Annotated in this window: 13 protein-coding genes and 1 tRNA gene; 6 read left to right on the forward strand and 8 right to left on the reverse strand. The window is 60.6% G+C overall.

Translation table 11 applies throughout. The features are described from left to right. Nucleotides 1–185: 185 nt before the first annotated feature. Nucleotides 186–270, reverse strand: a tRNA-Leu gene (locus tag LNV08_RS19125). Between the two features lie 100 nt (nt 271–370). Between LNV08_RS19125 and cysM the strand changes: the two genes are divergently transcribed. Further along, nucleotides 371–1294, forward strand: a complete 924-nt coding sequence (cysM, locus tag LNV08_RS19130; protein WP_263535344.1) for a cysteine synthase CysM — start codon at nt 371–373, stop codon at nt 1292–1294. 94 nt (nt 1295–1388) lie between these two features. Continuing rightward, complete coding sequence (locus LNV08_RS19135; RefSeq protein WP_263535345.1) at nt 1389–1616, forward strand: sulfurtransferase TusA family protein; 228 nt, start codon at nt 1389–1391, stop codon at nt 1614–1616. Nucleotides 1617–1710: 94 nt separating this feature from the next. On the opposite strand, the gene galU is transcribed toward LNV08_RS19135, so the two are convergent. After that, entirely contained in the window at nt 1711–2586 is an 876-nt protein-coding gene (gene galU, locus LNV08_RS19140; protein WP_263535346.1) for a UTP--glucose-1-phosphate uridylyltransferase GalU, read from the reverse strand. Between the two features lie 95 nt (nt 2587–2681). Between galU and LNV08_RS19145 the strand changes: the two genes are divergently transcribed. Next, nucleotides 2682–3659, forward strand: a complete 978-nt coding sequence (locus tag LNV08_RS19145) for an NAD(P)-dependent oxidoreductase (protein WP_263535347.1) — start codon at nt 2682–2684, stop codon at nt 3657–3659. Here the strand turns inward: LNV08_RS19145 and LNV08_RS19150 are convergent. From LNV08_RS19150 to LNV08_RS19165, 4 genes are all read right to left on the reverse strand, one after another. Continuing rightward, nucleotides 3607–6471, reverse strand: a complete 2865-nt coding sequence (locus LNV08_RS19150; RefSeq protein ID WP_263535348.1) for a valine--tRNA ligase — start codon at nt 6469–6471, stop codon at nt 3607–3609. The genes LNV08_RS19145 and LNV08_RS19150 overlap by 53 nt on opposite strands. A 232-nt stretch (nt 6472–6703) precedes the next feature. Continuing rightward, nucleotides 6704–7681 carry a GMP reductase gene (locus LNV08_RS19155; protein ID WP_263535349.1) on the reverse strand — a complete coding sequence of 326 codons (978 nt, stop codon included), beginning with the start codon at nt 7679–7681 and terminating at the stop codon, nt 6704–6706. 200 nt (nt 7682–7881) lie between these two features. After that, entirely contained in the window at nt 7882–8559 is a 678-nt protein-coding gene (locus LNV08_RS19160; RefSeq protein WP_263535350.1) for a type 1 glutamine amidotransferase domain-containing protein, read from the reverse strand. Between the two features lie 123 nt (nt 8560–8682). Next, nucleotides 8683–9288, reverse strand: coding sequence for a TetR/AcrR family transcriptional regulator (locus LNV08_RS19165; RefSeq protein ID WP_263535351.1), 606 nt, complete (start codon nt 9286–9288; stop codon nt 8683–8685). 199 nt (nt 9289–9487) lie between these two features. On the opposite strand from LNV08_RS19165, the gene LNV08_RS19170 reads away from it, so the two are divergent. From LNV08_RS19170 to LNV08_RS19180, 3 genes are all read left to right on the forward strand, one after another. Next, on the forward strand, nt 9488–9736 hold the full coding sequence (locus LNV08_RS19170) for a hypothetical protein (RefSeq protein WP_263535352.1): 249 nt from the start codon (nt 9488–9490) through the stop codon (nt 9734–9736). Nucleotides 9737–9901: 165 nt separating this feature from the next. Then, nucleotides 9902–11023 (forward strand): sensor histidine kinase, encoded by a 1122-nt coding sequence (locus LNV08_RS19175; RefSeq protein WP_263535353.1) that lies wholly within the window; start codon nt 9902–9904, stop codon nt 11021–11023. Beyond that, entirely contained in the window at nt 11020–11868 is an 849-nt protein-coding gene (locus tag LNV08_RS19180) for a LytR/AlgR family response regulator transcription factor (RefSeq protein ID WP_263535354.1), read from the forward strand. The genes LNV08_RS19175 and LNV08_RS19180 overlap by 4 nt, the downstream gene beginning before the upstream one ends. A gap of 28 nt (nt 11869–11896) precedes the next feature. Here LNV08_RS19180 and LNV08_RS19185 read toward each other — a convergent pair whose 3' ends face one another. Both LNV08_RS19185 and LNV08_RS19190 read right to left on the reverse strand, forming a co-directional pair. Next, nucleotides 11897–12082 (reverse strand): hypothetical protein, encoded by a 186-nt coding sequence (locus LNV08_RS19185; protein WP_263535355.1) that lies wholly within the window; start codon nt 12080–12082, stop codon nt 11897–11899. Nucleotides 12083–12214: 132 nt separating this feature from the next. Next, nucleotides 12215–14023 carry an aminopeptidase P family protein gene (locus LNV08_RS19190; protein ID WP_263535356.1) on the reverse strand — a complete coding sequence of 603 codons (1809 nt, stop codon included), beginning with the start codon at nt 14021–14023 and terminating at the stop codon, nt 12215–12217. Between the last annotated feature and the right edge of the window lie 24 nt (nt 14024–14047).

The raw sequence follows: 14047 nt of genomic DNA on the forward strand, positions 1-14047 counted from the left end.
AGGTGGGCGAGTTTGCGGAGCGGGTTATGCAGCGGTCTCTTTTCCGCTAAATCAAATATTGCCTTATTTACGATATTGTCATGGACAAAACAGTAATTAAGGAAATGCAGACGAAAAAAAGCCCCGTAAATCAATGGCTTACGGGGCATTCCTCCTTCAACTGCTACTACCTGCTACACCATTGCTGGTGCCCGAGGCCGGACTCGAACCGGCACACCTTGCGGCGGGGGATTTTGAGTCCCCTGCGTCTACCGATTCCGCCACCCGGGCTGGGTGTTGGCAGGTTTGTCGCTGCTGAAGCCCACGATTATGCCACGAGAATTTCAAAGCTGTAAACACTTATTTGAGTTTGACTGCCACAATGCCGTTCATGAGCAAGAAAATCAGCAAAAAACAGTACCCCAGTCTTGAGGATGTGATCGGCAATACGCCCTTGATCCGATTGCAGCGCCTATTGGAGCCAGAGTTGGCCGCGCGCGGCAATGTGATCCTGGCCAAGCTGGAAGGCAACAACCCCGCAGGCTCGGTGAAGGACCGGCCTGCCATCAGCATGATTCGTCGGGCCGAAGAGCGCGGCGAGATCAAGCCGGGCGATACCTTGATCGAGGCAACCTCGGGCAACACCGGCATTGCCTTGGCGATGGCGGCGGCAGTGCGCGGCTATCGCATGGTGTTGATCATGCCCGAGGATTTATCGATCGAGCGGGCTCAAACCATGAAGGCATTTGGTGCCGAATTGATCCTGACGCCCAGGTCCGGCGGTATGGAATACGCCCGAGATCTGGCCGAGCAGATGCAAAAAGATAGCAAGGGGCGGGTGCTGGATCAATTCGCTAACGCTGACAATCCGCGCGTCCACTATGAGACAACCGGCCCGGAGCTATGGCGTGACACTAGCGGGCAGATCACCCACTTCGTCAGCGCCATGGGTACGACGGGCACCATCACCGGGGTTTCTCATTATCTGAAGGAGAAAAACCCAGTGGTACGCATCATCGGTGCGCAGCCGGCCGAGGGTTCGCGCATTCCGGGCATTCGCAAATGGCCGCAGGCCTACCTGCCGAAAATCTATGACGAGCAGGCCGTTGATGAACTGGTTTTGGTGAATCAGGTCGACGCCGAGGAAATGGCGCGCCGCATGGCCAGGGAGGAGGGCATCTTTGCTGGCATCTCGGCGGCTGGTGCTTGCTGGGTGGCTTTGCAGTTGGCTCGCACGGTGGAGAACGCGACGATTGCATTCATCGTTTGCGACCGAGGTGACCGCTATCTGTCAACAGGCGTCTTCCCTGCCTGAATTGCTGCGGGTGCAATGCGGGCGGGCATTTAAGATAGGCTAGACAGGCGGATAAGCCATCAGCTCATTTAGCCAGATCAAGGATCAGTAGAAAATGGACGTGCAAAAAGAACTCGATACGCGGGGCCTGAACTGCCCTTTGCCTATTCTGAAGGCCAAAAAAGCCTTGGCTGAAATGGAGAGCGGGCAGCTTTTGAAGGTCATCGCGACCGATCCAGGTTCGACGCGTGACTTTCAAGCATTTGCCCGTCAAACCGGCAATGAGTTGGTGGAGCAAAGCACGCAAGCGGATGAATTCATCCATGTGCTGAAGCGGCGCTGAGCGCAAGGCTGAAAACACAAGTCGACTTGGCAAGTTGCATAAAAAAAAAGCCACGCATGCGTGGCTTTTTTGCGTCTGAGCGGGCAGGAAAAGTTCAGAGCTCCAAGGTCTTTAGGAATTCCCTGAAACCTGCGCCCAACTGCGGGTGCGCCATGGCCAATTCGACATTGGCCTGCAGAAAACCTTCCTTGCTGCCGCAGTCATAACGCTTGCCTTCATAGGCATAGGCAAACACCTTTTCGCGACGAAGAAGGCCTGCGATCCCGTCGGTCAGCTGAATCTCGCCACCGACGCCACGCGGCTGGTTGGCAATTTCGTGAAAGACGCCTGGGGTCAAGATGTAGCGGCCGGCGACGGCCATACGGGAAGGCGCATCTTCGGGTGCGGGCTTCTCGACGATGCGCGTCACGTCCATCAGCCTGTCATTGATGTGCGTGCCGGCGACGATGCCGTAACGGCGCGTGTGCTCGGCAGGAACTTCTTGCACCGCCAAGATGGACGCGCGCCAATCGGTGAACTGCTCAACCATCTGTTTGAGCACGGGAGGTCGGCCCACCATCAAGTCATCGGCCAGCAGCACGGCAAAAGGCTCGTTACCGACCAAGCGCTGCGCGCAAAGCACCGCATGACCCAGGCCCAAAGCCTGAGCTTGGCGGACGTAGACGCATTCCATATCGTCGGGCTTGACGCTGCGCACCACTTCCAATAATTCTTGCTTACCCGCCTGTTCGAGGGCTATCTCTAATTCGAAAGTCATGTCAAAGTGATCTTCGATAGGGCGCTTGTGGCGGCCGGTCACGAAAATCATTTCTCTGATGCCGGCGGCGTAGGCTTCTTCGACCGCATATTGGATCAAGGGTTTGTCGACCACCGGCAGCATCTCTTTGGGCTGCGCCTTGGTGGCGGGCAAAAACCGGGTACCTAAACCGGCAACGGGGAAGATTGCCTTCGTGATTGCATTGACTGCCATAACCGTACACTCTCCTATTGGCTGGGCGCATTGTTGCATGTGGAATTATCTGGAGCATTTGCGCTAAAGCCGAGATTACAACATCGAAAAATGACATGAGCCTGCTGATCCTGGAACCGCTTGAATCCGAAGTCATGCAATGGCTGTCGGAGCGCAATAGCGTACGCTTTGCGCCGGAATTGGTGGGCGAGACTGCGCAGCTTTTGGAGGCCTTGCATCAAACCCGAGCCTTGATCGTGCCGCCCAGCGTGGCCGTTGATGCCGCACTTTTGCGTGCGGCGCCGCGTCTGCGGGTGGTCGGGCGCATGAGTGCGGGCGGCGAGAATATTGATTTGGAGGCTTGCCGTGCCGCGCGTGTGGAAGTGATCCGCAGCTTGACGGCCACTGCCAGTGCCGAGGCCGAGTTCGCGATCGGCGCCTTGTTGGCTTTGCTGCGACGCGTGCCGGTCTTGGCCAGCGACGGCATGATGGTGGGCCGCGAGTTGGGCTGCGCGACGATTGGCTTGATCGGCATGACGCCGGCCTCACGCATCTTGGCGCAGCTGCTGCCGGCCTTTGGCACGCGTGTCATCGGTTATGACCCTAGCCTGCACCAAAGTGACCCTCTATGGGCGCAGTGGGGGATTGCGCCACTGCCCTTGCGCGACTTGATGGAGCAAAGTGACGGTGTGTGCGTGCAGCTCGGTTACTTCCCGCGCTACCGTGGCCTGATGGGCGAGCGCGTGCTGGGCTTTGCCAAGCCCGATCAGGTGCTGGTCAGCATCGCTCACTCGGCGATTTTTGATGATCAGGCCTTGGCCGACGCGCTCACCAGCGGCCGCATACTGGCCGTCTGGTTCGACAGCATGGAGCCGGGCCTGCAAGAGCCAGGCTGCCCCTTACACGGCGTGCCTTCGTTCCAGGTCACGCCCAGGTTGGCCAGCACGACACGCGAGTCGCGCGCACGCGCCGCCTGGGGCGTGGCGCGGCGCGTCGACGAGTTGCTGGCGGCGCCGCCGGAGCCGGCGCCAGAGTTCAGAATCAGTGCGCCAGGCGGCTTAGCTGATCCTTTAGCCGAACGACGTTGGCGCTAAAGTCGGTCAGGCGCTGACGTTCCTGTTCGACCACCGCGGCAGGCGCGCGTGCCACAAAGCTCTCGGTGCCGAGCTTGGCCGTGATCTTGACGATCTCGCCTTCCAGGCGTGCGATTTCCTTGTTCAGGCGTGCAGTCTCGGCTTCGACGTCGATCTCCACATGCAAGGCCAAGCGGGCCTCGCCATGCACCAGCACCGGCGAGTTGGCGCTGGCCGCTGCAAAAGCCGCTTCATCCGCGATGAACTGCACCTCGCTGAGCTTGGCCAGTGTCTTCAGGAAGGGCGCGGCCTCGCCCACAAAGCCGGTGTCTCCGCCCACCAGCAGCGGCACGCGCGCCGAGGCCGATAGATTCATTTCGCTGCGCAGGCTGCGGCAAGTGCTGACGATGGCCTTGAGGTTGTCCACCCAGGCACAGGCAGCCGCATCGATGCGCTCGGGCTGGGCGATGGGGTAAGTCGCATTGACCAGGTACTCGCTGGTCTTGCGTCCGGCGATAGGCGCCACCGTCTGCCACAGTTCCTCGGTGATGAAGGGAGCGATCGGGTGCAGCAGACGCAGAATGGTTTCCAGCACGCGGATCAGCGTGCGGCGGGTGGCGCGCTGCTGTGCCTCTGAGCCGTTTTGGATCTGTACCTTGGCGATTTCCAAATACCAGTCGCAGTACTCATCCCAGACGAAGGAGTAAATGGCGTTGGCGACGAAGTCCAGCCGGTATTCGGCAAAGCCTTGGGCCATCGTCTGTTCGACTTTTTGCAACTCGCTGCTGATCCAGCGGTCGGCTTGGCTGAAGGCCAGGTAGCCGTGGAACTCGGCGCCCGGCGCGCACTGCTCCTTGCTGTGCTCTTTCAGGCCGCAGTCCTGACCCTCGGTGTTCATTAGCACAAAGCGGGTCGCGTTCCAGAGCTTGTTGCAGAAGTTGCGATAGCCCTCGCAGCGCTTGGTGTCAAAGCTGATATTGCGGCCCAGCGAAGCCAGCGAGGCGAAGGTGAAGCGCAGTGCATCGGCGCCAAAGGCGGGGATGCCTTCGGGGAATTCTTTTTCGGTCGCCTTGCGCACCTTGGGTGCCGTTTCCGGGCGGCGCAGGCCGTGTGAGCGCTTGTCCAGCAAGGGCGCCAATGCGATGCCATCGATCAGGTCGACTGGGTCCAGCACATTGCCCTCGGACTTGCTCATTTTCTGGCCCTGTGCGTCGCGCACCAGGCCATGGATATAGACATGCTTGAACGGCACTTGACCGTTTGGATGCGCCGCGGACTTGGTGAAATGTTTGGTCATCATGATCATCCGGGCGACCCAGAAGAAGATGATGTCGTAACCCGTTACCAAGACGGAGGAAGGCAGGAACAAGTCTTGCTCCAGCGTCTTGGCGGGCCAACCCAGGGTCGAGAAGGGCACCAGCGCGCTGGAATACCAGGTGTCCAGCACATCTTCGTCGCGGGTCAAGGTGCCCGTGTAGCCGGCGGCCGTGGCCTTGGCGCGCGCTTCGTCCTCATCGCGCGCCACGAACAACTCGCCGCCCGCGCCGTACCAGGCCGGGATCTGATGGCCCCACCAGAGCTGGCGCGAAATGCACCAGTCGTTGATATTGCCCATCCAATGGTTGTAGGTGTTGACCCATTGTTCGGGGTAGAACTTCACATCGCCCGAGGCCACGGCCTCAACCGCGCCCTGGGCGATGCTCTTGCCGTCGGCGCCGGGTTTGTTCATCGCCACAAACCACTGATCGGTCAACATCGGCTCGATCACCTGGCCGGTGCGCTCGCAGCGCGGCACCATCAGCTTGTGTTTTTTGACCTCGACCAAGAAGCCGGCGGCCTCTAGATCAGCGACGATCTTTTTGCGCGCAACGAAGCGGTCCAGGCCTTGGTAGACGGGCGGTGCGGCCTCATTGATCTTGGCATCCAGCGTCAGCACGCAGATCAAGGGTAGGCCGTGGCGCTGGCCGACCGCATAGTCGTTGGTGTCATGTGCGGGCGTGACCTTGACCACGCCGGTGCCGAAGGCGCGGTCCACATAATCATCAGCAATGACGGGGATCTGCCTGTCGCACAGGGGCAGCACGACTTGCTTGCCGATCAAGGCTGCATACCGCTCGTCTTCAGGGTGCACCATCACGGCCACGTCGCCCAGCATGGTTTCCGGGCGGGTGGTGGCGACGACCAGATCGCCGCTACCGTCGGCGAGCGGGTAGCGGATATGCCAGAGGAAGCCGTCTTCCTCTTCGCTGCTCACTTCCAGATCCGACACCGCCGACTTCAGCACCGGGTCCCAGTTGACCAGCCGCTTGCCGCGGTAGATCAGGCCTTCATCGAACAAGCGAACAAAGGTCTCGCTGACGACTTTTGACAGACCTGCGTCCATCGTGAAGTATTCGTGCTCCCAAGATACGCTGTCACCCATGCGGCGCATCTGGCGCGTGATGGTATCGCCGGACTCTTTTTTCCACTCCCAGACGCGAGCAACGAAGTTCTTGCGGCCCAGATCATGGCGGGTTTTCGCACCTTCCTCGCCCTTGTCGGCCAGTTGACGCTCGACGACGATTTGCGTTGCGATGCCGGCATGGTCGGTGCCGGGCACCCACAGGGTGTTGTGGCCCAGCATGCGGTGGTAGCGAGTCAACGAATCCATGATGGTCTGGTTGAAGGCGTGGCCCATATGCAGGGTGCCGGTCACGTTGGGTGGCGGCAACTGTATGCAAAACGACTCGCGGGCGGCGTCCAGCGTGGGCTTGTACAAGCCCTTGGCTTCCCACAAGGGACCCCAATGGGCTTCAAGGGCGGCGGGTTCAAACGATTTGGCGAGTTCGGTCATGATGGCGCTGAAAAGGCAAGGGGCGTCTCCCGCAAAGGAGGCGCCCCATTCAATGAGTGGGAGTGGCTTGATTGTCCTACATGAACAAATGTTCCCCGGCGTTCTGGCTGCGCCGAAACGCCGGCCACCATTGCTCTCTTACATAAAAAGGTGCTCGCCGGCGTTTTGGCTACGCCGGAACGCGGGGTTTCGCGCTTGCGCGCTCATGTGATTGCCTCGCTGCGCCAGTCAATCACATGAACAAATGTTCCCCCGCGTTCTCACCCCCGAGAACAACGTAATTCACCTTGCGCAGGTCCACCAAGGTTTTGCCGCCGGAATACGACACCGAGCTTTGCAGGTCTTCTTGCATTTCTCGCAAGGTGTCGGCCAGCTTGCCTTTGACGGGCTCTAGGATGCGTTTGCCCTCGACATGCTTGTATTCGCCCTTGTTGAAGTCGCTGGCCGAGCCGTAATACTCCTTGAAGAGCTTGCCGTCCACCTCGACGGTGTTGCCGGGCGACTCTTCATGGCCGGCGAAGAGTGAGCCGATCATCACCATTGCCGCACCAAAGCGCATGCTCTTGGCGATGTCGCCGTGGTGGCGTATGCCGCCATCGGCGACGATGGGTTTGGTCGCGACGCGAGCACACCACTTCAGTGCTGATAGTTGCCAGCCGCCGGTGCCAAAGCCTGTTTTCAAGCGGGTGATGCAAACCTTGCCCGGGCCGATGCCGACCTTGGTGGCGTCGGCCCCCCAGTTTTCCAGATCAATCACACCTTCGGGTGTGCCCACGTTGCCGGCAATCACAAAGCTGTCGGGCAGCTTGTTCTTGATATGCGCGATCATGCGTTGCACGCTGTCGGCGTGGCCGTGCGCAATATCGATGGTGATGTAGTCGGCCCCAATGCCTTCGGCGGCGAGTCGGTCAATCACGGCGTAATCAGAGGCCTGCACGCCCGAACTGATCGACACGAACAAGCCCTTGTCCCGCATTGACTTGGCGTAAGCCACGGTGTCGAGATCAAAGCGGTGCATCACATAGAAGTAGCCGTTACGGGCCAAATGCTCGGTGATGCTTTCGTCCACCACGGTTTTCATATTGGCCGGTACTGCGGGCAATTTGAAGCGGCGCGGGCCGAACTGAACCGAGGTATCACATTCGCTGCGGCTTTCTACACGGCATTTACGTGGCAGCAGCAGGATGTTGTCGTAGTCAAAGATTTCCATGATGGAGTGGTTCCGGGTTCGCAAATTTCGGTGTGCGTTCACGCAGTGCACACCTGGGGCTGCGAGCGCTTGACTTGGACGTCCGGTCGGCTGGTCGCGATGCCATCAGCGAAGGATGGTGCGGCCAAAAAAAACCGGGCGCCAATATTTGGGCCCGGTGAGTGATTCTACGCGACTTGCGCGCGGGCCAAGCCGGCCATTTAGGCCATCAGCTTCAGCAATTCATGCGCTACCAATTCGGAAGAGGCCGGGTTCTGCCCGGTCACCAACTTGCCGTCAAGCACTGCATAGGGCTGCCAATCGGCCGCCTTGCTGTAGTCGCCGCCGTGGGCTTTGAGCATATCTTCGACCAAGAAGGGCACGATATCGGTCAATTGCACCGCCGCCTCTTCGCTATTGGTGAAGCCGGTCACGCGTCGGCCTTGCACCAGCGGCGAGCCGTCCGCGTTCTGGGTGTGACGCAAGACGCCCGGCGCATGGCAAACAGCCCCGACCGGCTTGTTGGCGCGGGCAAAAGCTTCGATCAAGGCGATCGAGACTTTGTCCTCGGCCAAGTCCCACAAAGGGCCGTGGCCGCCGGGGTAGAAAACTGCGTCGAAATCCGTCGCTGTAAGGCCGGCCAACTTGCTGCTGTTGGCCAGTACGGCTTGGGCTGCCACGTCAGCGCGGAAGCGCTCGGTCGCTGCGGTTTGCGCGCTCGGGTCGTCGCTCTTGGGGTCCAGTGGCGGCTGGCCACCCAGGGGTGAGGCTACGGTGATGGCAGCGCCTGCGTCCTTGAAGACATAGTAGGGCGCGGCAAATTCTTCCAACCAAAAGCCTGTTTTCAGGCCGGTGCTGCCGAGTTGATCGTGGGAGGTCAAAACCATCAGAATCTTCATTGTGTTTCCTTGCGGGTGTGCGGCTCTGAGAGCCGAGGGGTGTTTGATATTGGGCTTGGCGCTTGTGAAGGGGGGGGCAAGAGAGGCGGCGCTTGAGCGCGCTGCATTGCGCTTCATTGCGCGTCACTGCACTGAATCGGCTCTAGACGCGAGTTGCTTGCGCGTCACCACCAGCGCCTCTTGCAATGCCGAGTCGTCCAGACGCAGCTTGCTCAGCAGGCTCGCACCCAGCCACATTTGATACAGCGCCTGAGCAGCCTGCCCGGCCTCGATATGCCGCCCGACCGAGCCATCTTGCTGGCCGTCAGCTATGCATTCGGCCAGTCGCCTGATCACTTCATCGGTGCCCAAGCGCAGGCTTTCACGCATGCTCTGTGAGAGATCGGCCACTTCGGCCGCCAGCTTGACGACCAAGCATTTATCACCGCCGCCGGGGCCGGCTTGGGCGTGCGTCCACTGCGTGAAGTAGCGCATCAATCTCTCTGACGCGGGCAAGTCCGTCTGCTTGAACAACTCGTCCAGGCGCAGCCTATAGTCGTCGAAGTAACGGTCCAGCACAGCGCGTCCAAAATCTTCTTTGGACGCGAAGTAATGGTAGAACGAGCCTTTGGGAATATCGGCCGCCTGCAGTATTTGAGCGAGGCCCAAGGCCGAAAAACCTTTGCTTTCGATCAAGGGCCGCGCAGCATCCATGATGTGCAGTTTGTTGGCGTCATAGGTGGCTCGCATGACGCCAGTGTAGTTTAAATTAGACCGGTCGTCTACAAGGTGGATCTGCTTGCGCGCCGGACTTGCGCCCGCGCTGCCGGAATCGCCTGCTTTGGCAAGGCCCTCTTTGGGGTGCCCCCAATGTGGGTGCATGCGCTTGGACCCGATCGCGCAGACATTGCGTTCTGAGCGCAGACAAACAGCTGCGTTGGAGCTGATCATGTATTTCGATGAAGTGGACGCCGGGGACTACAGGATTTACGCGGGTGCTACCGACCGGCTCAACGGATATGGTTATGTGGCCGCCGTCGTGGTGGTGCGCATGCGCGCCGGCTTGCCGCGGCAAGAGGCTTTTCGGGACGAGAATCTGGCCGGCGGATTTACTTGGTCGTCGCCGGCAGAAGCCTTGCAGTTTGCGATCAATGCGGGGCGTGATGTGGTGATGTGCCGGGGCGGTGCCCTGGTTTGATCTGGCCGGACGGCCAGGTCGTAGACGCCGACCAAGCGGCGCAGCCGTGGTGAAACTCCGTCCGTTCAGGGCCTGGATCGCGGCCTGTGGACGGTATTCCGTCATTCATCACTTTGAGATCGCCAAACTCTTGGTGCGCAGCTTGCCAGCCCTTACGCTGTGCACATGTCGAATCTTGAAACTCATGCGCCACTTGGGAAAACTCAAGCTGTAGGCGCCAGCTTGCTCAGTCATGCACAGGCTTGGCAAGGCTTTATTGCCTACTTGACGCCGATGCGGCTGGGCCTTTCGCTCGGCCTCTCTGCCCTGGCCGCACTGCTGCTCAACCCCATTTTTGTCACACCCTTGCCTGAGTTGCTGGGGCGAACCTTGGTGATTGGCCTGCTGGCCCTGCTGGCATTTTCAGCTGCAGGTCAATGGCCCCGACGTTTGCCAAACTGGTTAGCGCGCTGGCTGCTGCAAGTGGTCGTGGTGGGTTTGACGGTGCCTTTTGCCACCGTCTTGGTCTACTTGGTGCTGGTCGGAGGCGACATCTCGTCCTTGCTGCAAAACCCGCACCGTATCTCCGGCTTTATTTGGATTGCCGGCTCGGGGCTGATGGTAGGCCCCTTGTTGGCAATGGGGGCGCTCTATCGGCACCGCGACGCAGAGGCCCGCAGCCAAGCACTTTCTTTCGAGTTGGAGCGCAGCGAGTTGGAGCGCCAAGCTTTGGATGCGCGCCTGCGGCTGCTGCAAGCGCAGATCGAACCGCATTTCCTCTTCAACACCCTCGCCAATGTGCGCGCATTGGTGGAAACCGGCTCGCCCCAAGCGGCGCCGGTCTTGCGCAGCCTGATCGCCTATCTGAGGGCAGCAATGCCGCGCCTGCAGAATGAGGCCGCGACCCTGGGCGATGAGTTAACGCTGGTGCGCTCCTATCTGGAGCTGATGCATTTGCGTATGCCAGACCGGCTCAGTTTCCATATCGACGTGCCGGAACAGTTGCGGGCCTTGCGTTTTCCGCCCATGGCCTTGTTGACCTTGGTGGAAAACGCGATCAGGCACGGTATCGATCCCAGCGAGGAGGGCGGGGTGATCGAGATTGGCGCCGAGGCGGCCACGGCGCAGGCACCGGTGCGGGTTTGGGTTCGCGATAGCGGCGTGGGCCTGCAACAAAGCACCGGCAGCGGCACCGGCCTGCGCAATCTGCGGGAGCGTCTGAAGATGTTTTACGGCAGCAGCGCGCGCCTGGATCTGACCGAGAATTCACCCCATGGCCTGCGGGCCGAACTTCTGTTTACCCAATGATTTCGAGCACCTCTCCGGACACAATTCGCCCGACCGCGCTGATCGCCGATGACGAGCCTTTGCTGCGCGAGAGCCTGGCACGCAGCCTGTCCGTGGCATGGCCGGAGTTGCAGATCGTGGGCTTGGCTCGAAATGGCCGTGAAGCACTGGAGCTGTTCGAAAGCCTGCAACCCGAGATTGTCTTTTTAGACGTGCACATGCCCGGCCTGAACGGTATCGAGGCGGCGCGTCAGCTGGCCCGACGGGCGCAGATTGTGTTCGTGACCGCCTATGAGGAATATGCGGTGCAGGCCTTTGAGCAGGGTGCTTTGGACTATCTGGTTAAGCCCATCGATGAAGCCAGGCTGGATGACACCGTAGCGCGGCTGAAAGCGCGGCGGGCCGCGCCTCAGTCCGGCGCGTCACAGTCGACGCAAGTGCTGGAGGCCGTGATTGCCCAGTTGCTGGAGCGGCTGGGTCAGCCTGCTGCTGCGGCTGTAAATGCGTCAAACGCCCCGGGCGCAGCCGAGCCGGCGCCCAAATATTTGCAATGGATTCGCGCATCGGTCGGGTCGACGCTCAAGCTGATTCCGGTTGATGACATCGTCTACCTGCGCTCGGATGAGAAATACACCTTGGTCGCCTGGAGCGAGGGCGAGGCCTTGATACGCACGCCGATCCGCGAGTTGATGGATCAGCTCGATCCGGACAGCTTTGCGCAAGTGCATCGCTCGGTGGTGGTGAACCTGCATGCGATCAGCCATATCACGCGCGGATTGAATGAAACGGCTGATGTGCATCTGAAGGGCCGCACCGAGGTGCTGCCCGTCAGCCGCAGCTACCTGCATTTGTTCCGGCAGATGTGAGCGTTCAGATTGCGCGCCCAGATGGGCTTCAGCGGCTAGGCTGAGACTGCCCTGTGATCACCACGGGGTCGAGGCGCCAGAGCACCGGTGTACTGCCCTCCGGTGTGAAGAACATGGCATCGACCACGCTGACGACAAAGAGCAAGATCAGCGCCGCCAGCAAGGCGGTGTGCAGTCCGGATTCGGAAAAGGTGTGAATCTTGTGGCTGACCATGATGGACTCCTTGATAGAGAGAATATTGATTCCCTCTACTTAACTCTAGGCATTGCAGGCTGATTTCACCAGGGGATCAGGCACAAAAAAAGCGCAGGAAAAACTGCGCTTTTCATTGGTGTTTGCCAATCGTCAAATGTTTTCGGTGCGCAGCATCAGCCAAGCCAGCGCCGGCCCGCTCAACAAAGGTGCCAGCCGCTCCCGCACCACGGCGTGATAGCGATTGAGCCAGGCAATGTTGTCGGCGCCCAAGAGATCGCGGTCGATGCAACGGGTGTCGATCGGGCATAGCGTCAAGGTCTCGAAGGCCAGCATTTCGCCAAACTGGCCGTTCTCGGGCGTTGACTGTGGCACATTGAGCACCAAGTTCTCGATTCGCACACCCCATTTGCCGGGTCGATAGACGCCTGGCTCGATCGAGGTGATCATGCCTTGCTCCATCGCCATATTGGCGTCAGGTACCCCCTTGGAGATGTTTTGCGGGCCCTCATGCACATTCATGAAGTAACCCACACCATGGCCGGTGCCATGGCCATAGTCCAGGCCATGGGCCCACATTGGCGCGCGTGCCAGGGCGTCCAGCATGGGGCCGAGCGTGCCGCGCGGGAAGCATGCACTTGACAGGGCCAGCGTACCTTTCAGCACCAGCGTGTAGTCGCGCTTTTGTTCGGCCGTCACTTCGCCAATCGGCCAGACGCGGGTGATGTCGGTCGTGCCGCCAAGGTATTGCGCGCCGGAGTCGATCAGCAGCAGGCCGTTGCCCTCAATCACCGCGTGAGAGGCGGGCGTGGCGCGGTAGTGCGGCATCGCGCCGTTGGCGTTGAAGCCGGCGATGGTGGGGAAGCTCAGACCTACAAAGCCCGGCCGTTTGGCACGCGCCGCGCTCAAGTGCTCGTCGATACTCAACTCGGTTAAACGCTCGCGGCCCAAGGCTTGCTCAAACCAAGCATAGAACTCGCACATGGCGGCGCCGTCTTGCACCATCGCTTCGCGCACAAACTGCGCCTCGGCGGCGGTCTTGCGGCTCTTGGCCAAGGTGCTGGGGTTGATGGCTTCCAGCACGCTGGCCTGCGCCGGCACGGCCTCGCGCAAGCCCAGCGTCACGCGGCGCGGGTCCATCAACACGCGCGCACCGGCGGGCAGGGCGGCCAAGGCGGCCGCGGCGGCGCCATAGGGCGCCAGGCGCACGCCGTCCAGCGCAAGGCGAGCTTCCAGGGCGGCGTCGATCTTGCCGGCTTCGACAAACAAGGTGATGGCATCGGCGCTGAGCAGGCAGTGCGCCATGAAGACCGGGTTGTAGTCCACGTCGGCGCCGCGCAAATTGAGCAGCCAAGCGCTGTCGTCGACGCTGGAGATGAAGTGGTGGCTGGCCCCCAGGCGCTTCATCGCGGCACGTACATCGGCCAGTTTTTCGGCCCGCGACACCACCGCTTGCGGCGGCAGATGCTCGTAAATCTTGGCTGTCGGCAGGCCCGGCCGGGTCGGCCAGATGCGCGCGATCAAGTCCAGATCGGTGCGAACTTGAATGCCGGCCCGCTGCATGGCGCTGCGCAGCATTTGCGCCAATGCCAGGCCCAGAATTTGGCCATCGACGGCCAGGCTTTGGCCCGGCTGCAACTGCTCGGCAATCCAGTCGATGTAATGCGTGGAGGCGCCGGTCGGAACCTTTTCCAGCGCGATGCCGGTGTGGGCCAACTCGCTGGCGGCCTGCGTCCAGTAGCGGCTGTCTGCGAACACCGCTGCACGCTCCAAGGTCACGACCAGGGTACCTACCGAGCCGGTGAAGCCGGACAGCCACTGCCGCCCTTGCCAGCGCTCGGGCAGGTATTCAGACAAATGCGGGTCGCTGGACGGCACCAAACAGGCATGAACGCCCGAGGTTTTCATCGCGTCGCGCAACTGTTCGATGCGCAAGCTGATTTCAGAAGTGCGGGTATCCATGGCTTGTCTCCGTCGGGGGACGCA

It is taken from the genome of Paucibacter sp. TC2R-5 (genome assembly GCF_025717605.1).
Taxonomy (GTDB): Bacteria; Pseudomonadota; Gammaproteobacteria; order Burkholderiales; family Burkholderiaceae_C; genus Paucibacter_A; species Paucibacter_A albus.